Origin of the sequence: Roseococcus microcysteis (assembly GCF_014764365.1) — a bacterium.
Lineage (GTDB): Bacteria > Pseudomonadota > Alphaproteobacteria > Acetobacterales > Acetobacteraceae > Roseococcus > Roseococcus microcysteis.
On the sequence record NZ_CP061718.1, the window covers coordinates 1,822,401 to 1,846,858 of the forward strand.

Sequence of the window (24,458 nt, forward strand, 5' to 3'; positions counted from 1 at the left end):
CTGGGTCCCGCGCCGCCGGCCTCAGATGTTGACGACGGACTTGGACCCATCGCCGGCCGCGACGACCTCGCGCCCGTCATAATGGCCGCAGGAAGGGCACACATGGTGGGGCCGCTTCACTTCGCCGCAGTTCGAGCACTCCACATGCGCCTCCTTCGCCACGGCGTGGTGGCTGCGCCGCATGCCACGGCGAGAGGGAGACACCTTCTTCTTAGGGACGGCCATCGAGCCAGCCTTTCCAATGCATAAAGGATACCGGGGCGGTGGAAGGCCCAAGCGGGTTCGCCGTTGCGGCTGCAACGGGCGGGAGCCGGGGCGAATAGCACCTGCCGTGCCTCACGCGCAACCTACCCCGGTCGTTTCAGCCTTGCCAGCATCGCGAAGGGGCCATGCGCGTCGCCCGCCCCAGGGTCGTCGGGGCGCTGGGCATCGGGGGCGCGGGGATAGGGGTCGAGCGCGAGCGAGAGCTGCTGCGCCACCGCCTCGCCCAGGTCCACCACGCCGCCGGGGCCCTCGATGTCGTCGGGGTCGTCATCGCCGTCGCTGGGCTCCATGCCATCGGGCAGCAGGCGCCAGGCGATATCCTCCGCGATGGTCTGGCGCACGGGCTCCAGGCTGACCACGCATTCCTGCTCCACCTCGGCGGAGAGGCGGCCCCGGACGGCGATGCGGCCCTCCTCCGCCGGGCGGAGATCCAGCTCGGCGGCCAGGGCATGCACGGCCAGGATGCCCATGCGGCGGGCCAGCGCCGCGCATTGCGCGGCATCGGCCACGAGGCGCAGGCGCTGCCCGCCCGCCGGCACATGGGCCAGCACCAGGGGGTGGGGGAATTCCGGCGTCATGCGAAGCGCGCCTGGCCGGCGGCGAAGCCCTCGAAGCCCTGGCCTTCCAGCGTCGCGGCCATGGCCTGGGCGCGGGCGGCCAGCGCCGCCGCCGAACCCTCGGGCGGCGGCTGGCCGGCCCAGACATTGCGCGCGATGGCCGCCTCAAGCCCCGCCATGTCCTCGGCGTCGAGCGCCGTGGCATAGACCTGGGCGCGACCGTGGAAGCCCTCCCACAGGAACTTCACCCGCTTGCCCACGCCCAGATCACCCACGCCCATCTCGCGCATGGTCACGTCCATGTCGGAGAACATCGCGTCGAACACCGACTGCGCGAGTTCCTGCGCGGGCTTGTCCGCGAAGCGGCGCAGCCGGCGGATCAGCACGGCCACATGCAGGCTGATCAGCTCGAAGCGGCCGGCGGTCGTGTCGGGCACGCCCAGCGTCGCGTAATATTCAGGCTGGCGGGCCGCGGCGACGGCGGCGCCATACAGCTCGAATCCCATGCGTTCATAGGGGCGGCGGCGGAGCAGGCCGAACAGGGCCATGGGTCGGGGCATCCTCGGGTCAGGCGGGCGCGGGCTGCGCCAAAGGTCGTGGGCAGAGATTGTCGCGGGTGGGGCGCGTGGCAATAGCCCGCGCCGGCCGCGCGGCACAGCCCGGCCACAACATTCCCTGGCAGTGGCGGAGCCGCTTCTGGTATCGCGGCAGGGACGGCGCACCAACCAAGAGTGCCCGCGCCCAGGGAGAACGCCACCATGGTCACACGCCGCCGCGCGGTGCTTGCCGCGTCCGCTTCCCTCTTCGCCCCCGCCCTCGTCCGCGCCCAGGCCGGCGGCGGATGGCGGCCCAGCCGGCCCATCCGCTGCATCGTGCCCTTCGCGGCCGGCGGCCCCACCGACATCCTGGCCCGGCTGCTGGCGGACCCCGTCTCGGCGGCCCTTGGCCAGCCCATGGCGGTGGAGAACCGATCGGGCGCGGGGGGCGCCATCGGCGCCGACCTCGTGGCCAAGGCGCCGCCGGACGGCCACATGGTCCTGGTGCATGACAGCGCGCACGCCGTGGCGCCGGCGCTGGTGGCGCGCCTGCCCTTCCACCCCGTGACCGACTTCACCGGGATCGGCGTGCTGGTCTTCGCGCCGCTGGCCCTGTCGGTCCATCCGAGCGTCCCGGCCCGCAACCTGGAACAGATCGTGGCGCTGCTGAAGGCCAATCCCGGGCGCTACAACCTCGCCACCTCGGGGTTGGGCGGGCCCGTGCACATCGCGGCCGAGATCTTCCGCACCGCGGCCGATGTCTCCTTCGAGATGGTGCATTATCGCGGCGGCGCCCCGGCCGCGGCGGCGGTGGTCTCCGGCGAGGCGCACATGACCATCCTCAGCATCGCGGCCAGCCTCGAACAGGTGCGCGCCGGCACCATGCGCCCGCTGGTGCTGACCGTGGCCAACCGCAACCGGCTGATGCCCGATGTGCCGACCGCCGCCGAGGCCGGCCTGCCAGGCTTCTTCTTCGAGAACTGGCGCGCGGCCTTCGCCCCTGCCAACACGCCTGCCCCCATCCTCGCTTCGCTCAGCCAGGCCTTCCACGCGGGGCTGCGGGTCCATACCGAAAGGCTGCTGGGCTTCGGCGAGGAACCACGGCCGGGCTTCACGGAATCGGCCAGGGTCATGGAGTTCGTCCGCGCGGAGACCGAGCGCTACTCCTCCATCCTGCGCGCGGCGGGGGTGCGACCCGAGTGACGCCCTTGCAAGGCCGCCGCGCATTGACCGCGGCGGCAAGCTGTCGGTAGAGGTGGGGCCATGGTCCGCCCCCTCCGAATGGTCAATCTCCGCCCGACCCTGGCCGGCCTCGCCGCCGGGCTGCTGCTGACGGGGTGCGGCTCCCTGCCCCCACTGCCCGAGCGCCCGCGCGACGTCTTCACGACGCCGGCCATCAATCGCGGCCATGCCGTGACGGCCGACCAGCTGCGCCAGGTGACGCCCGGCGTCTCCACCCGGGCCGATGTCCAGGCGGCGCTGGGCAGCCCCAGCCAGACCGGCACCTTCGCCGATGGCGAGTGGTACTACATCAGCTCCGTCAGCCAGGTGCGGCCCGCCCGGGCGCTGGCGGTGCGGGACCAACGCGTGGTCGTGGTCGCCTTCGACAGCGCCGGCACGGTGCGCGAGGTGCGCCAGATCGAGGACCGGGAGATGCCGCGCGTGGCCTTCGTGACGCGCGAGACGCCCACCCCGGGCACGGAACGCACCATCATGCAGACCCTGTTCGGCAATATCGGCCGGGTGGGGCCGGGCACCTCGATGACGCCGCAGACCCCGGGCAGCGCGGGCGGCGGTTCGGGCCGCTGAGCGCCCGCCGCGCGGCTGCCCCAAGGCTTCCGCGCTGGACTTATGGAGGATTTGGCGCAAACTGGCCGTTTCCGGAAGCATTTCGCCTCCGGAGCAACGCCAGAGGAGCGCCGTCGCGTGATCCCCGCCCTGATGCCCAACTACAACCGTGCCGACCTCGCCTTCGAGCGGGGTGAAGGCGCCTGGGTGTGGACGACGGATGGCCGACGATTCCTCGATTTCGGCTCCGGCATCGCCACCTCCAGCATCGGCCATGGCCACCCGCATTTGGTGAAGGCCATCGCGGAGCAGGCCGCGAAGGTGATGCACGTCTCGAACCTGTATCGCGTGCCGCAGGCCGAGCAATTGGCCGCGCGCCATGTCGCGGCCTCCTTCGCGGACAGCGTGCTGTTCTGCAACTCGGGCGCCGAGGCCAATGAAGGCATGGTCAAGGCGGTGCGGAAATACCACGCCGAGAACGGCCACCCGGAGCGCTACCGCCTGATCTGCTTCGAGGGCGCCTTTCATGGCCGGACGCTCGCCATGATCGCGGCCACCGGCAACGCGAAATACCTGGAAGGCTTCGGCCCGCCGGTGGACGGCTTCGACCACGTGCCCTTCGGCAACATGAACGCCGTGCGCGACGCGATCGGGCCCCAGACCGCCGGCATCATGATCGAGCCCATCCAGGGCGAGGGCGGCGTGCGCCCCGCGGATCTGCGCTTCCTGAAGGACCTGCGCGCCGTCTGCGACGAGTTCGGGCTGCTGCTGGCGCTGGACGAGGTTCAGACCGGGATGGGCCGCTCGGGCAAACTCTGGGCGCATGAATGGGCGGGCATCGAGCCCGACATCATGTCGGCCGCCAAGGGCATCGGCGGCGGCTTCCCGCTGGGTGCCGTGCTCGCCAAGGAACATGTGGCGAAGCACCTCAAGCCCGGCACCCATGGCCACACCTATGGCGGCAACCCGCTGGCGGCCGCCGCCGGCAATGCCGTGCTGGACGTGATCCTGGCGCCCGGTTTCCTCGACCAGGTGGACCGCGTGGCGCGGCACCTCTGGCGCGGCTTCGTAGCCCTCGCGCAGAAGCACCCCAGCGTGGTGGAGGAGGCGCGCGGCGCCGGCCTGCTCATCGGCCTGAAGCTGCGGCCCGAGGTGAACAATGGCGAGATGCAGTCCGCCTGCGTGGCCGAGGGGCTGCTGACGGTCGCCGCCGGCATGAACGTGCTGCGCGTGGCGCCGCCGCTGATCATCACCGAGGCCGAGGCCGACCAGGCGCTGGAAATGCTCGACCGCGCCTGCCTGCGGATGACGCCCTCCCAGGCCAAGGCCGCCGCCAAGTGAGTGCGGCGCTGAAGGAAGTGACCGGAAGTGGCGCGCCGCGCCACTTCCTCGAACTGATGGACATTGATCGCGCCAGCCTGCGCCGCATGCTGGACCTGGGCCAGCGCGCCAAGCGCGGCGAGATCACGGACAAGCCGCTGGCTGGCAAGCACATCGCCATGATCTTCGAGAAGCCCAGCACGCGCACGCGCGTCAGCTTCGAGGTCGGCATCCGCCAGCTGGGCGGCGAGGTCGTGACGCTGTCCAGCAAGGACACGCAACTCGGCCGGGGCGAGACGCCCGCCGACACGGCCCGCGTGCTGTCGCGCTATGTGGACGCGATCATCCTGCGCACCGACCGCGTCTCCAAGATGCGGGAACTGGCCGAATACGCGACCGTGCCCGTCATCAACGGGCTGACGGACGTGTCCCACCCCTGCCAGCTCATGGCTGATGTCATGACCTTCGAGGAGCATCGGGGCCCCATCGCGGGCCAGGTGGTGGCCTGGACGGGCGATGGCAACAACGTGGCGCAGAGCTTCATCCAGGCCGCGGCCCGCTTCGACTTCACCCTGCGCGTGGCCACGCCGCCCGAACTGGCGCCCAAGGCCGACCTCATCGCCTGGGCGCGGGCCGAGGGCGCGCGGGTGGAACTGACCAGCTCCCCCCAGGAGGCCGTGGCCGGCGCGCGCTGCGTCGTCACCGACACCTGGGTGTCCATGAGCGACGACAAGACCAGCGCCCGGCAGCGCCACAACATGCTGGCGCCCTACCAGCTCAACGCCGCGCTGCTGAAGCACGCGGCGCCGGACGCCATCGTCATGCATTGCCTCCCCGCCCATCGCGGCGAGGAAATCACCGACGAGGTGATGGACGGGCCGCAAAGCGTCGTCTTCGACGAAGCCGAAAACCGCCTGCACGCCCAGAAGGGCGTGCTGCTCTGGGCGCTGGGACTGGCGTAGGGCCGAAGGGCGCGGCCAGGGCAGGTCACGCCCTGGGAAGGGCGCTGCCCTTCCCAGACCCATCCCGCCGAGGGCCTTGGCCCTCGGAACCCGTCTCATGGCCATTTGTGGGGAGGGGCATGGCGCGCCCTTCATCACGGATGCGACCTTGATGCCCCTCCCCACAAATGGCCATCACACATGGGGTCAGGGGCCCATGGCCCCTGGCGGGGGTGGTCTGGCGGGGGCGGCAGCCCCTGCCAGCGGCGCCACCTGCCCTGCCCCGCGCCCTTCCGGCGCTACCCCTCCAGCGCCCGTTCCACGGCTTCGGCGATGGCCAGCAGGCGTTTGTCCTGCATGGCTTCGCCCATCAGCATCAGGCCGACGGGCGCTTCGCCCGGGGTGTGGCAGGGGATGCTGATGGCGCAGCGGTCCAGGATGTTGGCGATGGCGGTGTTGCGCAGCAGCAGCAGGTTGATGCGGTTGTATTCGGCTTCGTCCTCCACCTCGGCCAGGGCGGGCGGGGCCAGCGGCACGGTGGGACAGAGCACGGCGTCGAAGGGGGCGGTGTGGCGGGCGGCCTCGGCGATGATGGCGGCGCGTTCGCGCAGCACGTCGAGGTAGTCGGCCGCCGACATGCGCTCGCCGCGGCTGATGCGCTTGAGGATGCGCGGGTCATAGCGCGTGCCGGCCTGGATGATCAGCTCGCGGTGCCAGTGGAAGGCCTCGCTGGCGGTGAGGCCGCCCTTGGCGTTCATGGCGGGGATGCGGTCGAGTTCGGGCAGCCTCAGGTCGGTCAGCTTCGCGCCGGCGGCTTCCAGGCGCGCCAGGGCGCGGGCATAGGGCCGGGCCACCTCGCCCACCATGTCGTCCTCGACCACATTGGTGAGGATGGCGAGGCGCAGGCCGGACAGGCTCATCTCCGGCAGCGGCGCGGCGTTCTCCTCGCCGGCGAGGAAGGCATCCAGCGTCGCGCAGCAGGCGACCGAGCGCGCCAGCGGCCCCACCGAATCGAGCGAGGGCGAGAGCGGCAGCACGCCCTCCATCGGCACGCGCCGCGCGGTGGGCTTGAAGCCCACCACCCCGCACAGCGCGGCCGGGATGCGGCAGGAGCCGCCGGTGTCGGTGCCGAGCCCGCCAAAGCCCATGCCGTCGGCTGCCGCGACTGCCGCACCGGAGGAAGAACCGCCCGGCAGCCGCCCCGTTTCCCGGTCCCAGGGCGAGAGGGGCGTGCCGTAATGTGGGTTCACGCCGAGGCCCGAGAAGGCGAACTCCGTCATGTTGGTGCGCCCCAGCACGATGAAGCCCTGGCGCAGCAGGCGTTGCACCACGGGGGCGTGGCGTGCGGCGGGGGTCGCACCCTCGCGCGCCACGGAGCCCGCCATGGTGGTGACGCCCGCCTCGTCGAAGAGGTCCTTGATGGTGATGGGAATGCCGGCGTAGCGGCTGGGGGCGCGGCCGGATTTGCGCAGCGCATCCATGGCGAGCGCGGCGTCCCGCGCCGCCTTCATGTGCAGGGTGGTGAAGACGCGCGGCCCCTCGCCGGCCTGGGCGCGCACCAGCGCCTCCTCGACCAGGGAGGCGGAGGTCACCTGGCCCGTCTCCAGCCCGATGGCGGCGAGGTCTATGGTCGGGAATTCGTGGCGCGGCATGGGGTCCCCCTGGAAGCTCGCCGCAGTATCGGGCAGCCGGGTCAGGCCGGGAAGAAGCGGTTGGAAGGGCGCGGCAGGCCCAGATGCTCGCGCAGGGTGGTGCCCTCATAGGCGGTGCGGAACAGGCCCCGGCGGCGCAGTTCCGGGACCACCAGGCGGATGAACCGCTCCAGGCCGGTGGGCACCACCGGGGCCGCGATCATGAAGCCGTCGCAGCCCTGGCCGCGATACCATTCCTCCATGCGGTCCGCGACTTCGGTCGCGCTGCCCACGAAGAGGTTGCCCGCCATCTGCGGCAGGATGGCGCGGCTGGCCTGGCGGATGGTCATGCCCTCGCCCCGCGCGCGGGCGACGATGGCCTGGGCGATGGCGGTGGGGCCGACCTCGCTGGTGTCGAGGTCGGGGAAGGGCTGGTCCAGCATGGAAAGCTTGAACTTCAGCCCGGTCATCTTGTTGAGGTAGTCCAGCGCCACGGCGTCCGGCACCAGCGCGTCCAGCTCGTCGGAAATGCGCTGCGCCTCCTCGGCCGTCTCGCCTGCGATGATGGTGACGCCGCTCAGGATCTTGAGACTGTCCGGCGTGCGGCCATGCTTGGCGAGCCGCCCCTTGAGGTCGGCATAGAGGGCCTGGGCGCGGGGCAGCGTGCCCTCGATGGCGAAGACGCAATCGGCCATGGCGGCGGAGAGCTCCTTGCCCGTCTCCGACTGCCCGGCCGAGAAGACCACGGGCTGCCCCTGCGGCGGCCGCGGCGCGTTCAGCGGCCCCGCCACCTGGAAATGCTTGCCGGCATGGTTCAGCGCATGGACACGGGCGGGGTCGAGGAAGCGGCCGCTCGCCTTGTCCTGCGGGAAGGCGTCATCCGCCCAGGAATCCCACAGCCCCTTCACCACGGCGGCGAATTCGAAGGCGCGTTCATAGCGGTCGTCGCGTGGCACATGCGCGTCGTGGCTGAAGTTCAGGGCGTCGCCGGGGTTGGAGGTGGTGACCAGGTTCCACCCCGCCCGCCCGCCGCTGATGTGATCGAGCGAGGCGAAGCGGCGCGCCACATGGAAGGGCTCGTCATAGGTGGTGGTGGTGGTGGCGACGAGGCCGATGCGCGAAGTCGCCATGGCGAGCGCGGCCAGCAGCGTCACCGGCTCGAAGATGCCCGGCCGGTCGGAGGGCGAAGTGGCGGCGAAGAGGTCAGGCTTGTCCATGTTCCGCACGCCATTGCCATCGGCGAGGAAGAGCAGGTCGAAGCAGCCCTCCTCCGCGATCTGCGCGAGGCGCACGGCGTTGGCGAGGTTGGCGGCCGGCCGGTCCCAGGCATCCGGGTGCCGCCACTCGCCCACATGGCTGCCCTGGGCATTGGCATTGGCGGCAAGGATCATCGGCATGGCGTCTCCCCCGGGCGGTGCCGCGACAGGATTGGCCGCGGGGGAGAGGGTGGCAACCCAGGCCAGGCCGTACGGCCTAGCAGGGGCTCGGAATGGGCGTCAGTTCCGCCAACTCGCCGCGGACGCGGAAATCGCCGAAATCCATCAGCAGCTCATCGGCCACGCCATTCTCGTAGTAGCGCAGGCTGACCTCGTAGCTGGGGGTGGAGGCCCCGCCCTGCGCCGCCTGGTCGCGGTCGAAGAAGGCGATGCGCATGCGCGCGCTGCCGAGCGGCGAGAGCAGCGGGAATTGCGCATGGGCCTGCGGCGCCGTCCAGCCGCCGGCGAAGAGCGTCGTGGTGTCCTGCGCGCCCTCGTCGCTGGTGCCGTCGAAAAGCGGGGAGACCATGATGCGCTGCCCCGAGCGCGCCGCCGCCAGGGCGCGGATGGTGTGCTGCATGGGCAGCAGCGTGCCGGGGGGCAGGCGTTCCTCGGCATTGGTGGGTTCGTCATAGCGCGCGACGCCACCCTCGGGCGTCAGCTCCGCCGTGCCGGCCACGCGGGAGGTGACGGCGCCCTCCGTGATCTGGTTCAGCGAGAAGCGCAGCCGCGTGCCGTCCTTCGCCTCCAGCGTGTTGTATTCGGAGCTGGTCTCGATGCTGTTGCCGTCGCGGTCCTGGATGATGAGGGTGAAGCGCTGCCGCGCCGCCCAGGCATCGCAGGCGTCCAGGATGTCGAAGAGCATCAGCCCCTGGGCCTCCGCCACTCCCGAACCGTCGCGCGCGCCGTCCAGCGTGAGGCGGTAGGCCGCCCTGTGGGCGAGCATGCGCTCATGCCCCGGCTCGGCGCCTGGAGTCGCGGGAGGGGTGGCCTGCTGCGCGGGCACGGCAGGTGCCAGCAGCAGCAGGGTGAGGCCGGTCAGGAGGGCGCGTCGGATCATATGGCCCTTCTAGCCCTTTTGCGGGGCGGGTGCAGCCTTCGCGGGGGGCAGGGATACACGCAGTGACAATTCCTTCAGCCGCGCCTCCTCCACCGTGGAGGGCGAGCCCATCATCAGCTCCTCGCCCTGCTGGTTCATGGGGAAGAGGTTCACCTCGCGCAGGTTGGGCTCCTCCGCCAGCAGCATCACGATCCGGTCAATGCCCGCCGCCATGCCGCCGTGCGGGGGGGCGCCGTAGCGGAAGGCGTTCAGCATGCCGCCGAAGCGTTCCTCCACCGCCTCGGGCGGATAGCCCGCGATGCCGAAGGCCTTCACCATGATCTCGGCCTTGTGGTTGCGGATGGCGCCGGAGGCCATCTCATAGCCATTGCAGACGATGTCATACTGGTAGGCAGGGATGGTCAGCGGGTCCTGGCTTTCCAGCGCCGCCATCTCGCCCTGGGGCATCGAGAAGGGGTTGTGGCTGAAATCCACCTGGCCCGTGTCCTCGTTCAGCTCGTAGAACGGGAAGTCGGTGATCCAGCAGAAACGGAAGCCTTCCTTGGCCGTCAGGCCCAGCTCATTGCCCAGGCGCAGCCGCGTCTGCCCGGCGAATTTGGCGGCATCGGCCTCCTTGCCGGCGGCGAAGAACACCGCGTCGCCGGGGTTCAGCCCGCAGGCCTGACGGATGGCCTCGGCGCGGTCGGCCTCCAGGTTGCGGGCGATCGGCCCCTTCGGCCCCTCGGCATCGAAGGTGATGTAGCCGAGGCCGCCCGCCCCCTGTTCCCGCGCCCACTCGTTCAGCTTGTCGAAGAAGCTGCGGGGGTTGGCGCCAGCGCCAGGGGCCGGGATGGCCCGCACCACGCCGCCGCCCGCCGCGATCTTGGCGAAGAGCCCGAAGCCCGAGCCCGCGAAATGCTCCGTCACGTCGCGGATCACCAGCGGGTTCCGCAAATCCGGCTTGTCGGAGCCATAGTCCAGCATGGCCTTGGCATAGGGGATGCGGATCCAGGGCCCGGCATCCACCGGGCGGCCTTCGGCGAATTCCTCGAAGGTGCCGCGGATCACGGGCTCCATAGCGGAGAACACATCCTCCTGCGTGACGAAGCTCATCTCCACGTCGAGCTGATAGAACATCAGCGTGCGGTCGGCGCGGCCGGCCTCGTCGCGGAAGCAGGGCGCGATCTGGAAGTAGCGGTCGAAGCCCGCCACCATGGTCAGCTGCTTGTATTGCTGCGGTGCCTGGGGCAGCGCGTAGAACTTGCCGGGGTGCAGGCGGGCCGGTACCAGGAAGTCCCGCGCGCCCTCGGGGCTGCTGACGGTCAGGATCGGCGTCTGGAACTCATTGAAGCCGATCTCGATCATGCGGCGGCGGATGCTGTCGATGATCTTGGCGCGCAGGATCATGTTGCGCTGCAGCCGCTCCCGACGCAGGTCCAGGAAGCGGTAGCGCAGGCGCATCTCCTCCGGCGCCTCCTGCTCCTGCGCCACCTGGAAGGGCAGGACATCGGCGGTGGACTGCACCACAAGCTCCTTCACGCGAAGCTCGATGGCGCCGGTGGGCAGCTTGTCGTTCACCGTGCCGGGTTCGCGGTTCACCACCTCGCCGGTGACGGTGATCACGCTCTCCACCCGCACCGCGTCGGCCGCGGCGAAGACGGCCGAGCCCGAAGGGATCACGCATTGCGTGATGCCGTAATGGTCGCGCAGGTCAATGAACAGCAGCCCGCCATGGTCGCGCTTGCGGTGCACCCAGCCGGAGAGGCGGGCCGTATGTCCGGCGTGCTCGGCGCGGAGGGCGCCGCAGGTGTGGGTGCGGTAGGCGTGCATGGGAACCCTGGTCTGGCGAACGGAAGAGGCAGGGGCGGCAAAGGGCCTTGCCCCCGGCGGGAAGTCAAGCCACCGGCCGGGGCGCACTTTGCGCGCCGCCCGCGAGGCCCTAAACGCAAGGGCAATGGCCCGCAGCACCGACCCCACCCCCCGCCTCATCACCTCCGCCGAGGAGCTTGCCGCCCTCTGCGAGCGCCTCCGCACCGAACCCTATGTGACGGTGGACACGGAGTTCATGCGCGAACGCACCTATTGGCCCGAACTGTGCGTCGTCCAGCTCGCGGGCCAGGAGGAGGTCGCGGTGGTGGACGCCCAGGCCGAGGGCATGGACCTGGCGCCACTGGGCGAACTCCTGGCCGACCCCGCCGTGGTGAAGGTCTTCCACGCCGCCCGGCAGGATGTGGAAATCTTCCTGCTGAAATTCGGCGCCGTGCCCACGCCCCTCTTCGACACCCAGGTCGCCGCCATGGTGGCCGGCTTCGGCGACCAGGCGAGCTATGACAGCCTGGTGCGCGCGCTCGCGGGTGCCGCCATTGATAAGGCGCACCGCTTCAGCGACTGGTCCGCCCGGCCGCTTTCGCCCGCGCAGATCGCCTATGCGGCCGCCGACGTGACGCATCTGCGCCGCGTCTACCGGGAGCTTCGGGAAAAGCTGCTGAACGAGGGAAGGCTCGACTGGGTGGCGCAGGAGATGGACGCGCTGGCCGAGCCCGAAACCTACATCACCCGCCCCGAGAATGCCTGGGAACGCCTCAAGCCCAAGACCAGCAACCGCCGCTTCCTGGGCGTGCTGCGCGCCGCCGCCGGCTGGCGCGAGGCCGAGGCGCAGCGCGTGAACATCCCGCGCGGGCGGCTGGTGAAGGACGAGACGTTGCTGGAGCTCGCGGCCTCCGCCCCGACCACCCCCGAGCAACTGGCCCGCGCCCGCGGCGTGACCGAGGGCTTCGCGCGCGGCAAGTCGGGTGCCGGCCTGCTGGCGGCCATCGCCGAGGCGCGCGCCTTGCCCGATGACGCCCTGCCGGAGCCGCTGGAGGCGCGCAAGGGCGCCGGCGCCTCGCCCGCCTTGGTGGCGCTGCTGAAGGTGCTGCTGGCCGCCGCCGCCGAGGCCCACAACGTCGCCCCCAAGCTCCTGGCCGACACCGAGGATCTGGAGCGGCTCGCCAGCGAGGCGGAGCCCGATGTGCGCTGCCTCGCCGGCTGGCGGCGCGAGGTGTTCGGCGAGGATGCGCTGGCACTGAAGCAGGGCAGGCTGGCGCTGGGCGTGGCGGGCCGGCGGGTGCGGCTGATCAGGACTTAGTCTTTGCCCTCAGGCGCCGGGCGCCGATGTTGTTCACGCCCTCAAACGCCGGGCGCGGCCGCTGGCCGCTTGGCTTTCGCGCCGCGCGCGGGCCTGCTGGTGGGCCGGGCGGTCTGGGCGCGCCGGCCGCCCTGCGGCCGGTGGGCGCGAAGAGGCGCTCCGCGCCTGGACAGGCTCGCTGCGGGAGAGTCGGCAGGTGGGGTGCAGCACAAGTCCTGCGGCGCCTACCCCAGCCCGACCACCAGCGTCTCCCCAAAGCCCGGCACGCGGAAATCCTGCGCGCCCCGCGCCGCGAGCAGGCGCCGCGCCGGCTCCTCGATCCCCTCCTGCGTCAGCTTGAAGGTGCCGAAATGCATGGCGATGGCGGTGCGGGCGCGCAATTGCAGCTGCGCCTCCAACGCCTGTTCCGGCGTGATATGGACATGCTGCATGAACCACAGCGGCTCATAGGCGCCGATCGGGATCAGCGCCGCGCCGAAGCCGCCGAAATGCGCGCCGATGGCGTCCAGATGCCCGCCCGCCGCCGTGTCGCCCGTGAAGAGGAAGCGGCCGCCGCCTGCCACCTCCACCGCGAAGCCGCCCCACAGCGCCATCGCACGGTCGCGGATGCCGCGCGCCGAGAAGTGGCGCATCGGCACATAGGTCGCCTGATGCCCTCCGGGCAGCGGCGCCGCCTGGCCCCAATCCAGTTCCACCGCGCCCGGCACGCCGTTGCGCGCCAGGAATTCGGCATGGCCCAGCCCCGTGATGAGCCGCGGCTGCCAGCGTTGGTGCAGGGCGCGCAGGCTGGGCAGGTCCATGTGGTCGTAATGCCCGTGGCTGACCAGCACGGCGTCAATGCGCGGCAGTTCCTCCAGCGCCAGGGCGGGCGGCCGGGCGCGGCGGGGGCCGATCCAGGTGAAGGGGCTGCAGCGCTCGCTGAAGATGGGGTCGGTCAGCAGGGTGGTGCCATCCGCCAACCGCACCAGGAAGGTGGAGTGGCCGAGGAAGGTGAAGGCCCCCTGTCCCGCCGGCACGCTGGCGGGCGGCGGGGGCTGCGGCGGATCACGCAGGTCGCGCGGCCAGGGGGTGCCCCGGCTTTCGGTCAGCATCCGCGCGACGCGGTGCAGCGGCTGGAAGGCCTGGCCGCCATCGGGGTTGAGGAAGCGCCCGCGCGCGTCGCGGGTGGCGGGGCCGAGCCTCACCACATCGTCTTGGCCGCGCGCTCCGGCCATTCGCTGTCATAGCGCGCGCCGCCCACCTCGCCCGCCGTCAGCGCGGCCAGGATCTGGCCGGGGGTGGGCAGGTCGGGCTTGGCGTGCGGCTCCCAGAGCGCCGCGCGGATCACGGCACGGGCGCATTGGAAATAGATCGTCTCGACGCTGATCACGGCCACGCTGCGCGGGGCGCGGCCTTCCATGGTGAAGCTCTCGCACAGCGCCGCATCCGCCGTGATGCGCGCCGTGCCATTCACCCGCAGCGCATTGCCGCTGCCGGGAATGAGGAACATCAGCGCCACGCGCGGGTCGCGCAGGATGTTCCGCAGGCTGTCGATCCGGTCATTGCCGCGCCGGTCGGGCAAGGCGAGCGTCGTGTCGTCCAGGATGCGGACCAGCTGCCCCGGCCGGTCGCCGCGCGGCGAGCAATCCAGCCCCTCCGGCCCCGCCGTCGCCAGCGCCAGGAAGGGCGCGGCTTCGATGATGCGGCGGTATTCGGGGATGATCCGCGGCGCCTCCTTGCGCGTCGAGGCGGGGGTAGGCACGCCATAGAGGGCGTGCAGCTCCTCCAGGCTGCCCAGGAACTTCACGCCTTCACCCCCAGCCGCCCGGCCATCTCCTGGATGAACTGCCAGGCCACGCGCCCCGACCGCCCGCCGCGCGTGACGGACCATTCGATGGCCGCCTTGTGCAGCTCCTCCTGGCCCACCGGCAGGTTCATCGCCCCGGCATAGCCGTCGATCATGGCGAAGAAGGTGTCCTGGTCGCAGTTGTGGAAGCCGATCCAGAGGCCGAAGCGGTCGGAGAGAGACACCTTCTCCTCCACCGCCTCGGCGGGGTTGATGGCCGTGCTGCGCTCATTCTCGATCATGTCGCGCGGCATGAGGTGGCGGCGGTTGGAGGTGGCGTAGAAGAGGACATTCGCCGGCCGCCCCTCGATGCCGCCATCCAGCACGCTCTTCAGCGCCTTGTAGTCGGCGTCCTCCTTCTCGAAGGAGAGGTCGTCGCAGAAGACCAGCGCGCGGCGGTCCTGCCCGCGCAGGTGGTTCAGCAGCTCGGGCAGGGTGCGGATGTCCTCGCGATGGATCTCGATGAGTGCCAGGCTGCCCGGGTGCTGGGCGTTCGCCTCGGCATGGGCAGCCTTCACCAGCGAGGACTTCCCCATCCCCCGCGCGCCCCAGAGCATGGCGTTGTTGGCCGGCAGGCCGCGGGCGAAGCGCAGCGTGTTCTCCAGCAGGATCGCCTTCTGCCGCGCCACCCCCTGCAACAGCGTGATGTCCACCCGGCTGACCACCGGCACCGGCTGCAGCCGGGCGGGCGGGTGCCAGACGAAGGCATCGGCCCCCTCCAGGGTCGGCGGCGGCGGGGGCGGCGGGGCCAGGCGTTCGAGGGCGGCGGCGATGCGGGCCAGCAGTTCAGCGTCCATGCGGATGTTGAAGCGCCGCCCCGGCCGCAAGTCCAGTGGGGGCCGGCACGCCTTGCCTTGACGCCCCCTCTTCTTGACGCTGGGGGCCGGGTGGCTAGGTTGCGGCCTCTCCATCTCCCCCATCGCCCCTGCGAGGACCCATGTTCATCTCCCCGGCCTACGCCCAGGACGCCGCCGGCGGCGCTGGCGCCATCGTGATGCAGCTTCTGCCGCTCATCCTCATCTTCGTCGTCTTCTATTTCCTGCTGATCCGTCCGCAGCAGAAGAAGATGAAGGAGCACAAGGCCATGCTGGGCGCGCTGAAGCGCGGCGACCGCGTGGTGACCGCGGGCGGCATCCTGGGCGAGGTGAAGCTCGTGAAGGAGACCTCGGACGAGGTGGAGGTCGAGATCGCGAACGGCGTGCGCGTCACCGTGGTGCGGGGCACCATCTCCGCCGTGATCCGCCCCGAGGCGGCGAACGACGCCAAGGGCTGAGGACCACCCCGCCATGGAGCTTCTCACCGTCGAGACCCCGCAGGCGGTTGTGGCGGTGGAGGCCCATGGCCCGGCCAGCGGCGCCCCCGTCTTCCTGCTGCATGGCTTCCCCTATGCGGCGCGCTGCTATGACGGTGTGGCGCCCCTCCTGGCCGAGGCCGGGCTGCGCGTGCTGGTGCCGCATTTGCGCGGCTATGGGCAAACCCGGCTGAAACCCGGCGTGCTGCGCTCCGGCGCGCAGGGCGCGCTGGGGTCGGACCTGCTGGCGCTGATGGACGCCATGGCCATCCCGCGCGCGCTGCTCGCGGGCTATGACTGGGGCGGGCGGGCCGCCTGCATCGTCGCCGCCCTGCACCCGGCGCGCTGCGCGGGCCTCGTCTCCTGCACCGGCTACAACATTCAGGACATCGCGCGCGCCAACGAGCCCGGCCCACCGGAGGTCGAAGCGCGCTACTGGTATCAATACTATCTGCATGGGGAACGCGGCGCCCGCGGCCTGGCGGCCAACCGCCGTGAATTCGGCCATCTGCTGTGGCGCATGTGGTCGCCCAGCTGGCACTTCACCGAGCAAGAATTCGCCGCCAGTGCCGCGCACTGGGACAATCCGGACTATGTGGAGGTGGCGCTGCATTCCTACCGCCACCGCTTCGGGCTGGTGGCGGGCGACCCGGCGCATGAGGCGATTGAGACGGCCCTAGCGCGCAAGCCGCCCATCATCGTGCCGGCCTTCGACCTGCACGGGGCGGCGGATGGCGTGCATCCGCCCGGCCCCGGCGTGGCGCCGGGCTTCACCCGGCGCATCCTGGTCAATGTGGGCCACAATCCGCCCCAGGAGGCGCCGGCGGAATTCGCCGCCGCCCTCCTGGAACTTCACAAGGCGTGACGCCTCAGCGAGTCGCGCGGTCCAGCGCGCGGCCGGCCGCCGTGCCCGGCGGGTTGCCCGGCGTGCCATCGGCCTGGCCCGGATAGGCGCCGGAGGTGTTGGTGCCCGCCGCGCGGTCCAGGGCGCGCGTGGCCTGGGTGCCCGGCGGGTTGCCGGGCGTGCCGTCGCGCTGCGAGGGGTAGGCGCCCGAGATGTTCGTCCCCGCGGCGCGGTCCGCGGCGCGGCTCGCCTCGGTGCCGGGCGGGTTGCCGGGGGTCTGGGCGCAGGCCGCGCCCAGCAGCAGCAGGCCGGCGGCGAGGATCTTGAACTGGGTCATGTCAGCAACTCCGATGCGGGACGCGACGTGCGTTCCGGCCAGGGCAACGCCCGGTGTGACATTCCGTTGCAGTTCCGGGAGAAGCCGCGCGGCACCCTCACCAGGCGCCGCGCGTGTCCACCACGATCTTGTCCTTCACCACGTCGTGATCCACGGTCAGGAAGGAGGCATGGTCCACCAGCAGCAGCAGGATGTTCGCGCGCTCGGTCGCGCGGTCGAAATCCCAGAGCTGCAGGCCCAGACTGGCCAGGTTCTCCGGCAGCGCGTTCACATGGGGCTCGACCACCAGCAGCTCCCCCACACCGCCGCGCGCCAGCTCCTCCACGATGGTGACGGCCGGGCTTTCCCGCAGATCGTCCACATCGGCCTTGTAGGAGAGGCCGAGGCAGGCGATCACGGGCTGCTTCAGCGTAGCCGCATGGCGGCGGACCTTCTCCACGACGAAGCCGGGCTTGGCCTCGTTCACCTCGCGCGCGGTGCGGATCAGCGGGCTGCGCTCGGGGTCGGCGGCGACGATGAACCACGGGTCCACCGCGATGCAGTGCCCGCCCACGCCAGGGCCGGGGCGCAGGATGTCCACGCGCGGGTGCATGTTGGCCAGCCGGATCAGCTCCCACACATTGATCCGCAGCTTGTCGCAGATCATGCTGAGTTCGTTGGCGAAGGCGATGTTCACGTCGCGGAAGGCGTTCTCGGCCAGCTTCGCCATCTCGGCCGTGCGGGCATTGGTCGGGTGGATCTGCCCCTTGGCGAAGACACGATAGAGCAGCGTCGCGGCCTGGGCGCATTTGCGCGTGAGGCCGCCGATGATGCGGTCATTCTCCACCACCTCGCGCAGGATATGGCCGGGCAGCACGCGCTCCGGGCAATGGGCGATGCGGATGTCCGACAGCTCGCCCGCCTGGTGCGGGAAGGTGAGGTCCGGCCGCGCCTGCGCGAGCCAGCGCGAGAGCTGTTCCGTGGTGCCGATGGGCGAGGTGGATTCCAGGATGACCAGGTTGCCCCGCGCCAGCACGGGCGCGATGGCGCGCGCCGCGGCCTCGATATGCGAGGTGTCGGGCGCATGGCCCGCCATGAAAGGGGTGGGCACGGCCAGGATGAAGGCATCGGCCGCTTCGGGCGTGAGCGCCGCGCGCAGCCGGCCCGCCTGCACCACCTGGCGCAGCAGCACGTCCAGCTCCGGCTCCACGATGTGCGCCTGGCCGCGATTGATGCTCTCGACCGCGGCGGGCTTCACGTCCACGCCCAGCACCTCCAGGCCATGGTTGGCGAAGACGGCGGAGGTGGGCAGGCCAATATAGCCCATGCCCATGACGCAGACGCGGCTGAAGCGGGTCATCGGGCGCCTTCCTCCAGCAGCCGGGCGAGGATGCGCCCGGCGGCGGCGCCATCGCCAAAGGGGTTGCGGGCCTGGGCCATGGCGGCATGGGCGGCGGGGTCGTCGAGCAGGCGCGTCGCGGCCGCCACCAGCGCATCCTCGCTGGTGCCGACCAGCAGGGCCGTGCCGGCCGCGATGGCCTCCGGCCGCTCGGTCGCCTCGCGCGTGACGAGCACGGGCGTGCCCAGCCCCGGCGCCTCCTCCTGCACGCCGCCCGAATCCGTCACGATCAGATGGGCGCGGCGCATGAGCTGGACGAAGGGCACATAATCCTGCGGCGGGATGAGGTGGATGGAGGGGCTCTCCGCCAGCATGGACTGGACCACCTCCCGCACCCTCGGGTTCGGATGGACCGGATAGACGATCTGCACATCGCCGCGGCGCGCCAGCGTCACCAGCGCCCGGCAGATGCGGGCGAGGCCGCCATCGAAACTCTCCCGCCGGTGGCCGGTGACGAGGATGAGGCGCCGGGCGGGGTCCAGCCAGGCGAATTCCCGCGCGAAGCGGGCCGCCTGCGCCGGGTCCGCATCGAGTCGCGCGGCGACCTGGTGCAGCGCGTCCACCACGGTGTTGCCGGTGACGAGGATGCGCCCCTCCGCGATGCCCTCGCGGCGGAGATGGGCGGCCGCGGCTTCGGTGGGCGGGAAATGCAGCTGGGCGATCTGGCCGATGAGGCGGCGGTTCATCTCCTCGGGCCAGGGTGCCAGGACATCGCCCGTCCGCAGCCCCGCCTCCACATGCGCCACGCGCGCATGGCGGTAGAAGGCGGCGAGGGCGGCTGCCAGGGCGGTGGTGGTGTCGCCCTGCACGATGACCCAGTCCGGCCGCGCCTGGTCCAGCACCGGGCCAAGCCCGTTCAGCACGGCGGTGGTGACGTGGGTCAGATCCTGGCCGGGTTTCATGATGTCGAGGTCATGGTCGGGCACCAGACCAAAGACCTGCAGCACCTGGTCGAGCATCCATCGGTGCTGCCCCGTGACGCACAGAATAGAAGCGACTCCAGGTGTCGCGGCCAGTGTCTGCACCACCGGGGCCAGCTTGATCGCGTCGGGGCGGGTACCCAAGATGGTCAGGACACGCAAATGAATCAGCCCTCCCGTGTCCTGCCGAGACCCCCAACGACTCCAGGTTGCTGTCAAAGTAATGGATGTAGGGGAGCATTCTCCATCGAAATCCGCACGATCAAGGACCTGTGCGAGAGAGATTTCGGCATGGAATGGCGTGTATTGCCGGGGACGTCAGGCGGGGAGCTTGTTCACTTCCTTGGCCACAATTCGGGAGGGGTGGGACCGCATCCACGGGCAGGCGCCAATCCGCACCGGGACCCGTCCCTCTTGATCATGCCCTTGGCGATGAAGGATGCGTGACGGAAAATACACGCCAAGGGATGCCCATGCGGAAAAAATTTGCATGAAACAGATAAATATGCTGCATATAGCGCAATTGATTATCGCCGCCAGATGGCGCAGCTCCGGCAGAGCCACGGCGAGTTGCGTCGAGTTCGCATTTGCACCGATTGCCACCAACCACGCATTTCGCTTATCGTCGCGACGTTCAACCACAGCCAACAGATCTGCGGTGGCTCGCCACTCCAGCCACAGCTCAGCTTTTTAAGTGCTCAGCCGAATTGCCCAGCACGAAGTAAAATTTCCAAGGGCGTTCTCAAAAAACAGATATCGGGCCTCTCTTCGCGGCAAAAAAAGCGGAAGGTTGGCGGTTAGTGACCCGTGGTATATCGTCACGTATCGAGAAAATTATGATGCAACCGCATTTCTTATTGTTGCGTTCAACATCAACCAGAACTTCCTTGTCAGACCCTATAGCGACTCCGTGCGATCGCCCTGAAAGCGCTGCGCACGTGGAAGGGAACATGTTTATGGGAATCCAAATGGACGGGCGCATGAATCTTCCCTCCGGCACCACCATGGCCGGAAGGACGACGGCCGGCTCTGGTGGCGGTCCCGCACGCGACAACCCGTCCCGCATCGAGGTTGAGGAGATGGACGCATCCGCACCCGCCCGCGTGCGCGCGCCCATGCCCAGCGACTCGGCGCTGGGACGCAAGGTGCGGGAACTGCGCCGTTCCCGCGGAATGACCCAGAAGGAACTGGCCAGCGCCGTCGGCGTCACGGGCGCGCAGTTGCACCGCTATGAGACCGGCGCCACCCGCGTGGCCGCCAGCCGCATGATCGCCATTGCCGAGGCCCTGGGCGTTCGGCCGGATGTGCTGCTGGAGTCGGCCGCGCCGGAACCTGTCCCGGTCATTTCCGCCGAAGCCTCCACCGGAGAAGACCTGCTGGAACTGATCCAGCTCTTCAGCGCCATCGGCGATCCGAAGAACCGCAATGCCATCCTGGCCGTGGCCCGCATGATGGCCTCGACCAACCCGACCGGCGGCGGCAACGGCGGCTGAAGGTCAAGAAAAGGGCCAGGGAATCGAAATCCCCTGGCCCCGTTCCGAATCAGATCCGGCCGCTGCCACCCAGCGTCCGCGTCGCGGTGCCAGGCGAGACATAGTGGCGGTCCACCGCCCCACGCCAGCCGGTGTCGCCCCAGCCCGCCTCGTCATAGGAGTCGTAGCTCGGCGCGCCGGTCAGCTGCGCCTCGGTCAACGAGGTCACATACCCATCCTGCCCGGGCACATAGGTCAGTTCCGACCAGGGGATCGGGTAGTAGCGCGACCCGAGGCCCAGGAAGCCACCAAAGGTCAGGACCGCATAGGCGACCTTGCCGTCTTCCTTGCCGATCATCACGCTGTGGATCGAGCCGAGGTGCTGGCGGTTGGGATCGTAAACGCTCGTCCCCTCGATCTTGTAGGAGGAGATCAGGGTATGGGTCTCGTCACGTGCCACGTCGCCATAGGCGGCGCCGGGTGTCGTGCTGCGAGGATTGTCACTCATGGCGTTTTCTCCGTTATGTCTCACTGTCGGATCAACGCCCTGAGGCCAAACGGGTTGCCTCCGCGAGCCGCAGGACGGGGGTCGGCCGGGCCTCCGGCGGCGTCTCCAGCAAAGCCCGGGCTGCCCGTCCGGCCTCGCCAGAGGTCCATCCCACCAGCGCCGGCGCCAACAGCAACCCGGCCAGCACGGGCGACATCCAGGCCGCCACCATCGGCTCCATGGCGTAGGCGATGGCGAAGAGGATCAGCCCCAGCACCACATGCCCGCGCGAGAAGCGAAAGCCCTCACGCCACGCCCAGGCGCCGGCGTCGCGCCGCTGCGACTCCCACCCGCTGTCCCGCCCGCGCAGGATGGCCCAGAGCTGGCGGATCTGCGTGACCATGGTGATGGGCGAGAGCAGCGCCGAGAGAATGATCTCGAAGACCAGCCCCCCCAGCAGGCGCAACTGCCCGCCGATGCGCCGCGGCCCCTCGGGCGAGAGCGCGAAGGCCACCGCCCCCATGACCTTTGGCGCCAGCAGCAGCGCCATGGTGCCGGCGAAGACGGCCAGCGCCCGTTCGGCGTCGATCACCGGCCATTGCGGGAAGAGCACCGGGGTGGCGGGGAAGTATTCCGGCCGCACGAAGCGTGCCTGCACGCCCACCATCAGCGCGATCAGCAGGAAGGCGAGCCAAAGCGGCGCGCTCACATAGGCGAAGATGCCCTGCGCCATGTGCAGCCGGCTGACCGGGTGCAGCCCCGGCGCGCCGATCACGGCCGCGTGCTGGAGATTGCCCTGGCACCAGCGCCGGTCACGCACGCACAAATCGGGCAAGGTGGGCGGCCCCTCCTCCCAGCTGCCGCCCAGGGCGGGGTCGAAGACCACCTGCCAGCCGGCGCGGCGCAGCAGCGCGGCCTCCACGAAGTCATGGCTCATGATCTGCCCGCCGAAGGGCTTGCGGCCGGGCAGCTCGGGCAACCCTGCCGCCTCCGCGAAGGCGCGGGTGCGGATCATGGCGTTGTGGCCCCAGTAATTGCCCTCCGCCCCCGTCCACCAGGCAAGACCATGCGCCAGCGTCGGCCCATAGACATGCCCCGCGAATTGCTGGAGGCGAGCGAACAGCGTCCGCCCCCCATGCAGCATGGGAAGGGTCTGGAGCAGGCCCATGCGGGGCTCGGCCTCCATGCGCGCGGCCATGGCGACGAGCGTCTCCGCCTCCATCAGGCTGTCGGCGTCGAGGATGAGAAACTGGCCATAGGCATCGCCGAAGCGCCGCACCCATTCGGCGATGTTGCCGGCCTTGCGGTGGGTGTTCTCCTCGCGGCAGCGGAAATAGACCGCGGCGCCCGGCAATTCGCGCAGGCGCCGCGCCGCGCCCCATTCCGCCGCGCGCGCCTCGGGGTCGCGCGTGTCGCTCAGGATGAAGATGTCGAAGAGGTGCGCCACCCTGGCCTGGTCGAGCGAGGCGCGCAGCGCGGTCAGCGCCACCTCCATCCGCGGCACAGGCTCATTGTAGATGGGCATGAGCAGCGCGGTGCGACCCCGCGGCGGGGCCTCGGGGCGCTCCGCCCGGGGCCGGTGCAGCATGACCAGGAAGCCCGCCAGCGCGCTGGTGAAGGACAGCGCGATCCAGAAGAACAGCATCCCGAACAGCGCCGTCATGATGGCGCCGAGCGAGGTCCAGCGCGCATCGTCCAGCACCTCCCACATCTCGTGGATGGCGAAGACGGTGAGGATGATCGTGCTGCCGAAAACGAGCGCGCGACGCAGGCCGATTCGGATATCGCCCATTCTCTGGTCATGGGGCGCTGGCGGCGCCTCCGGCCGGTGGGCCAGCGGGTGCACCGGCATGGCGAGAGGCGCTTCCGGCGGCAGCGCCTCCGCGCGGGGGATCAGGCCGTCCACCGGTAGAGCCAGGTCTCGGAGAGCGCCGTCTCGCCCCGCATGAGCCGCACGCGCAGCTCCACCAGCGAGGCACGGCCAGGTTCCATGACGAAAGCCAGGCGCCAGCCGCGCGTCTCGGGGTTGGGTTGCAGCACGATGTCGCGCACGCGACCGGGGCTGCTGTCCACCATCACCTCGGGCGGCGCATCGGCGCTGGCGCCGAGCGGGGCAAGCGGCGTGGTGTCCAGCACGAAGCGGCGCGCGCCATTTCCGGCATCCGCCATGCGGGTGGAGGCGAAGCGCAGCACCGCCCCGTCTTCCGAGCGGCCGCGCCAATGCAGGCGGTAGTGGAATTCCGCGGCCCGGCCCGCGACCAGCCCGGCCTGCGGCGCCCAGGCGCCATAGATGTTGTCATGGATTTCCGAGCGCGTCGGGATTTCCACGAGATGCACCTCGCCCGGGCCCCATTGGCCCAAGGGCTCCACCCAGAGGTCGGGCCGCGTGTGATAGCGCGCCTCCAGGTCCTGGTAGTCGGCGAAGCCGCGGCGGCGCTGGATCAGGCCGAAGCCGCGCGGGTTCTCGTCGCGGAAGCCGCTGGCCTGCAAGGTGCCGGGGTTGGTGAGCGGCCGCCAGATCTGCTCGCCATGGCTGCTGCGCATCATCAGCCCGTCGCTGTCATGCACGGCGGGCCGGAAATCCATCCCGCCGCCCGGCGCGTGCGGGCCGAAGAAGAACATGCTGGTGCCCGGCGCGATGCCCACGCGCGGCAGGTCGCGGCGGGGGAACAGGGTGGCGCGCACCTGCATCAGCGTGGTGTCGCCGGGCATGATGTCGAAGACATAGGCGCCGGTGACGTTGTCGCTCTCCAGCAGCGCGTGCACGCGGATGGAGCTGGCATGCGGCACCGGGCGCTCGATCCAGAACTCGGTGAAGGCGGGGAATTCCTCGCCGGCGGCCGACGCGGTGCCGATGGCGAGCCCGCGCGCGGAAATCCCGTAATCCTGCCCGCGCCCCACCGCGCGGAAATAGCTGGCGCCCAGGAAGACGCAGACCTCGTCGAAATGGTCGGGACGGTTGAGGCGCGCCAGCAGGCGGAAGCCCGCGAAGCCGAGATCCTCATTCTCGGCGGGGGCCTCGACACCCTCGAAGCGGAATTGCGACGCCTGGTAGGGGATGGGGCGGATTTCCTCCCCCACCACCTCATGCAGCATCACCTTCTCGCGGAACAGGAAGCCGCGATGGTGGGGCTGCAGCTGGAAGGACAGGCCATCGGCCCGCCACATCGCCTGCTCGGCGTCGAAATGGACACGCCGATAGCCGTCATAGTCGAGATCGGCGAAGCGACGCGGCAGGTCGGCCTGGCGCGGGCGGGGGGCGCGGGTGGAAAGGTCGCGCGCCAGCTCCGTCACCTTGTCGGCGGTGAAGGGGGCGGTGACGGCGGGGGGCGGCGCGGTCTGCGCCACGGGGCTCGCGGCGAAGGGCGTGACGACCAGCGGGCCGGCGCCCAGGAGAAGCGTGCGACGTTGCATGGCTCAGGCGGGACGGGGCATGGCGAGGTTC

At 70.5% G+C, this 24,458-nt stretch carries 24 protein-coding genes; 8 read left to right on the top strand and 16 right to left on the bottom strand.

From position 1 onward, the window contains the following. Positions 1-21 precede the first annotated feature (21 nt). The 3 genes from rpmF to ICW72_RS08765 form a co-directional block, all read right to left on the bottom strand. Positions 22-225, bottom strand: a complete 204-nt coding sequence (gene rpmF, locus ICW72_RS08755; RefSeq protein ID WP_184386511.1) for a 50S ribosomal protein L32 — start codon at positions 223-225, stop codon at positions 22-24. A gap of 122 nt (positions 226-347) precedes the next feature. Beyond that, positions 348-842 carry a YceD family protein gene (locus ICW72_RS08760; protein WP_191085841.1) on the bottom strand — a complete coding sequence of 165 codons (495 nt, stop codon included), beginning with the start codon at positions 840-842 and terminating at the stop codon, positions 348-350. After that, a complete protein-coding gene (locus ICW72_RS08765) occupies positions 839-1,369 on the bottom strand; it encodes a ubiquinol-cytochrome C chaperone family protein (protein WP_191085842.1) in 531 nt (176 codons plus the stop codon). The genes ICW72_RS08760 and ICW72_RS08765 overlap by 4 nt, the downstream gene beginning before the upstream one ends. A 210-nt stretch (positions 1,370-1,579) precedes the next feature. Between ICW72_RS08765 and ICW72_RS08770 the strand changes: the two genes are divergently transcribed. From ICW72_RS08770 to argF, 4 genes are all read left to right on the top strand, one after another. After that, on the top strand, positions 1,580-2,560 hold the full coding sequence (locus ICW72_RS08770; protein ID WP_191085843.1) for a Bug family tripartite tricarboxylate transporter substrate binding protein: 981 nt from the start codon (positions 1,580-1,582) through the stop codon (positions 2,558-2,560). Positions 2,561-2,620: 60 nt separating this feature from the next. After that, the gene (locus ICW72_RS08775) at positions 2,621-3,166 is read left to right on the top strand and encodes an outer membrane protein assembly factor BamE (protein WP_191085844.1); all 546 of its coding nucleotides are present in this window, start codon (positions 2,621-2,623) and stop codon (positions 3,164-3,166) included. A 117-nt stretch (positions 3,167-3,283) separates the two neighbouring features. Next, positions 3,284-4,486, top strand: a complete 1,203-nt coding sequence (locus ICW72_RS08780; RefSeq protein WP_191085845.1) for an aspartate aminotransferase family protein — start codon at positions 3,284-3,286, stop codon at positions 4,484-4,486. Further along, a complete protein-coding gene (gene argF, locus ICW72_RS08785) occupies positions 4,483-5,427 on the top strand; it encodes an ornithine carbamoyltransferase (protein WP_223880926.1) in 945 nt (314 codons plus the stop codon). Before ICW72_RS08780 ends, argF begins: the two co-directional genes overlap by 4 nt. A 278-nt stretch (positions 5,428-5,705) precedes the next feature. On the opposite strand, the gene ICW72_RS08790 is transcribed toward argF, so the two are convergent. The 4 genes from ICW72_RS08790 to aspS form a co-directional block, all read right to left on the bottom strand. Next, a complete protein-coding gene (locus ICW72_RS08790) occupies positions 5,706-7,058 on the bottom strand; it encodes an amidase (protein ID WP_191085846.1) in 1,353 nt (450 codons plus the stop codon). Positions 7,059-7,099: 41 nt separating this feature from the next. Beyond that, on the bottom strand, positions 7,100-8,434 hold the full coding sequence (locus tag ICW72_RS08795) for an LLM class flavin-dependent oxidoreductase (protein ID WP_191085847.1): 1,335 nt from the start codon (positions 8,432-8,434) through the stop codon (positions 7,100-7,102). 76 nt (positions 8,435-8,510) lie between these two features. Then, on the bottom strand, positions 8,511-9,353 hold the full coding sequence (locus tag ICW72_RS08800) for an EipB family protein (RefSeq protein ID WP_223880927.1): 843 nt from the start codon (positions 9,351-9,353) through the stop codon (positions 8,511-8,513). A 9-nt stretch (positions 9,354-9,362) separates the two neighbouring features. After that, the gene (gene aspS, locus ICW72_RS08805) at positions 9,363-11,162 is read right to left on the bottom strand and encodes an aspartate--tRNA ligase (protein ID WP_191085848.1); all 1,800 of its coding nucleotides are present in this window, start codon (positions 11,160-11,162) and stop codon (positions 9,363-9,365) included. A gap of 124 nt (positions 11,163-11,286) precedes the next feature. On the opposite strand from aspS, the gene rnd reads away from it, so the two are divergent. Further along, positions 11,287-12,459, top strand: coding sequence for a ribonuclease D (rnd, locus tag ICW72_RS08810; protein ID WP_191085849.1), 1,173 nt, complete (start codon positions 11,287-11,289; stop codon positions 12,457-12,459). A gap of 224 nt (positions 12,460-12,683) precedes the next feature. Here rnd and ICW72_RS08815 read toward each other — a convergent pair whose 3' ends face one another. From ICW72_RS08815 to ICW72_RS08825, 3 genes are read right to left on the bottom strand one after another with little or no spacing between them, the layout of a single operon-like run. Further along, positions 12,684-13,643 carry an MBL fold metallo-hydrolase gene (locus ICW72_RS08815; RefSeq protein WP_223880928.1) on the bottom strand — a complete coding sequence of 320 codons (960 nt, stop codon included), beginning with the start codon at positions 13,641-13,643 and terminating at the stop codon, positions 12,684-12,686. Continuing rightward, positions 13,640-14,245 carry a pyridoxamine 5'-phosphate oxidase family protein gene (locus ICW72_RS08820; RefSeq protein ID WP_223880929.1) on the bottom strand — a complete coding sequence of 202 codons (606 nt, stop codon included), beginning with the start codon at positions 14,243-14,245 and terminating at the stop codon, positions 13,640-13,642. The genes ICW72_RS08815 and ICW72_RS08820 overlap by 4 nt, the downstream gene beginning before the upstream one ends. Next, entirely contained in the window at positions 14,242-15,081 is an 840-nt protein-coding gene (locus ICW72_RS08825; protein ID WP_191085851.1) for an ATP-binding protein, read from the bottom strand. Before ICW72_RS08825 ends, ICW72_RS08820 begins: the two co-directional genes overlap by 4 nt. A 140-nt stretch (positions 15,082-15,221) precedes the next feature. On the opposite strand from ICW72_RS08825, the gene yajC reads away from it, so the two are divergent. Together yajC and ICW72_RS08835 are read left to right on the top strand one after the other, a co-directional pair. Further along, positions 15,222-15,557: a preprotein translocase subunit YajC gene (yajC, locus tag ICW72_RS08830; protein ID WP_191085852.1), complete on the top strand. Its 336-nt coding sequence runs from the start codon at positions 15,222-15,224 to the stop codon at positions 15,555-15,557. A 13-nt stretch (positions 15,558-15,570) separates the two neighbouring features. Continuing rightward, complete coding sequence (locus ICW72_RS08835) at positions 15,571-16,440, top strand: alpha/beta fold hydrolase (protein ID WP_191085853.1); 870 nt, start codon at positions 15,571-15,573, stop codon at positions 16,438-16,440. A gap of 4 nt (positions 16,441-16,444) precedes the next feature. Here the strand turns inward: ICW72_RS08835 and ICW72_RS08840 are convergent, their stop codons facing one another. From ICW72_RS08840 to wecB, 3 genes are all read right to left on the bottom strand, one after another. Then, on the bottom strand, positions 16,445-16,756 hold the full coding sequence (locus ICW72_RS08840; protein ID WP_223880930.1) for a hypothetical protein: 312 nt from the start codon (positions 16,754-16,756) through the stop codon (positions 16,445-16,447). A 97-nt stretch (positions 16,757-16,853) separates the two neighbouring features. After that, positions 16,854-18,095, bottom strand: coding sequence for a UDP-N-acetyl-D-mannosamine dehydrogenase (gene wecC, locus ICW72_RS08845; protein ID WP_191085854.1), 1,242 nt, complete (start codon positions 18,093-18,095; stop codon positions 16,854-16,856). Further along, positions 18,092-19,273 (bottom strand): non-hydrolyzing UDP-N-acetylglucosamine 2-epimerase, encoded by a 1,182-nt coding sequence (gene wecB / locus ICW72_RS08850; RefSeq protein ID WP_332308990.1) that lies wholly within the window; start codon positions 19,271-19,273, stop codon positions 18,092-18,094. The genes wecC and wecB overlap by 4 nt, the downstream gene beginning before the upstream one ends. Positions 19,274-20,022: 749 nt before the next feature. Here wecB and ICW72_RS08855 point away from each other — a divergent pair. Next, positions 20,023-20,547: a helix-turn-helix domain-containing protein gene (locus ICW72_RS08855; protein ID WP_191085856.1), complete on the top strand. Its 525-nt coding sequence runs from the start codon at positions 20,023-20,025 to the stop codon at positions 20,545-20,547. Between the two features lie 49 nt (positions 20,548-20,596). Here ICW72_RS08855 and ICW72_RS08860 read toward each other — a convergent pair whose 3' ends face one another. The 3 genes from ICW72_RS08860 to ICW72_RS08870 are packed head-to-tail and all read right to left on the bottom strand — an operon-like array spanning position 20,597 to position 24,427. Then, positions 20,597-21,034, bottom strand: coding sequence for a PRC-barrel domain-containing protein (locus ICW72_RS08860; protein ID WP_191085857.1), 438 nt, complete (start codon positions 21,032-21,034; stop codon positions 20,597-20,599). A gap of 31 nt (positions 21,035-21,065) precedes the next feature. Then, positions 21,066-22,919 carry a glucans biosynthesis glucosyltransferase MdoH gene (mdoH, locus tag ICW72_RS08865; protein WP_191085858.1) on the bottom strand — a complete coding sequence of 618 codons (1,854 nt, stop codon included), beginning with the start codon at positions 22,917-22,919 and terminating at the stop codon, positions 21,066-21,068. Then, positions 22,907-24,427, bottom strand: coding sequence for a glucan biosynthesis protein (locus ICW72_RS08870; protein WP_191085859.1), 1,521 nt, complete (start codon positions 24,425-24,427; stop codon positions 22,907-22,909). Before ICW72_RS08870 ends, mdoH begins: the two co-directional genes overlap by 13 nt. Between the last annotated feature and the right edge of the window lie 31 nt (positions 24,428-24,458).

What these genes read in the sequence shown, in the direction of transcription:
- rpmF (WP_184386511.1), bottom strand. Translation starts at nt 225, where the DNA reads ATGGCCGTCCCTAAGAAGAAGGTGTCTCCCTCTCGCCGTGGCATGCGG.
- yajC (WP_191085852.1), top strand. Translation starts at nt 15,222, where the DNA reads ATGTTCATCTCCCCGGCCTACGCCCAGGACGCCGCCGGCGGCGCTGGC.
- ICW72_RS08790 (WP_191085846.1), bottom strand. Translation starts at nt 7,058, where the DNA reads ATGCCGCGCCACGAATTCCCGACCATAGACCTCGCCGCCATCGGGCTG.
- aspS (WP_191085848.1), bottom strand. Translation starts at nt 11,162, where the DNA reads ATGCACGCCTACCGCACCCACACCTGCGGCGCCCTCCGCGCCGAGCAC.
- ICW72_RS08795 (WP_191085847.1), bottom strand. Translation starts at nt 8,434, where the DNA reads ATGCCGATGATCCTTGCCGCCAATGCCAATGCCCAGGGCAGCCATGTG.
- ICW72_RS08775 (WP_191085844.1), top strand. Translation starts at nt 2,621, where the DNA reads ATGGTCCGCCCCCTCCGAATGGTCAATCTCCGCCCGACCCTGGCCGGC.
- ICW72_RS08835 (WP_191085853.1), top strand. Translation starts at nt 15,571, where the DNA reads ATGGAGCTTCTCACCGTCGAGACCCCGCAGGCGGTTGTGGCGGTGGAG.
- ICW72_RS08870 (WP_191085859.1), bottom strand. Translation starts at nt 24,427, where the DNA reads ATGCAACGTCGCACGCTTCTCCTGGGCGCCGGCCCGCTGGTCGTCACG.
- ICW72_RS08765 (WP_191085842.1), bottom strand. Translation starts at nt 1,369, where the DNA reads ATGGCCCTGTTCGGCCTGCTCCGCCGCCGCCCCTATGAACGCATGGGA.
- ICW72_RS08825 (WP_191085851.1), bottom strand. Translation starts at nt 15,081, where the DNA reads ATGGACGCTGAACTGCTGGCCCGCATCGCCGCCGCCCTCGAACGCCTG.
- ICW72_RS08840 (WP_223880930.1), bottom strand. Translation starts at nt 16,756, where the DNA reads ATGACCCAGTTCAAGATCCTCGCCGCCGGCCTGCTGCTGCTGGGCGCG.
- ICW72_RS08800 (WP_223880927.1), bottom strand. Translation starts at nt 9,353, where the DNA reads ATGATCCGACGCGCCCTCCTGACCGGCCTCACCCTGCTGCTGCTGGCA.
- wecC (WP_191085854.1), bottom strand. Translation starts at nt 18,095, where the DNA reads ATGACCCGCTTCAGCCGCGTCTGCGTCATGGGCATGGGCTATATTGGC.
- ICW72_RS08860 (WP_191085857.1), bottom strand. Translation starts at nt 21,034, where the DNA reads ATGAGTGACAATCCTCGCAGCACGACACCCGGCGCCGCCTATGGCGAC.
- ICW72_RS08855 (WP_191085856.1), top strand. Translation starts at nt 20,023, where the DNA reads ATGGACGGGCGCATGAATCTTCCCTCCGGCACCACCATGGCCGGAAGG.
- rnd (WP_191085849.1), top strand. Translation starts at nt 11,287, where the DNA reads ATGGCCCGCAGCACCGACCCCACCCCCCGCCTCATCACCTCCGCCGAG.
- ICW72_RS08770 (WP_191085843.1), top strand. Translation starts at nt 1,580, where the DNA reads ATGGTCACACGCCGCCGCGCGGTGCTTGCCGCGTCCGCTTCCCTCTTC.
- ICW72_RS08760 (WP_191085841.1), bottom strand. Translation starts at nt 842, where the DNA reads ATGACGCCGGAATTCCCCCACCCCCTGGTGCTGGCCCATGTGCCGGCG.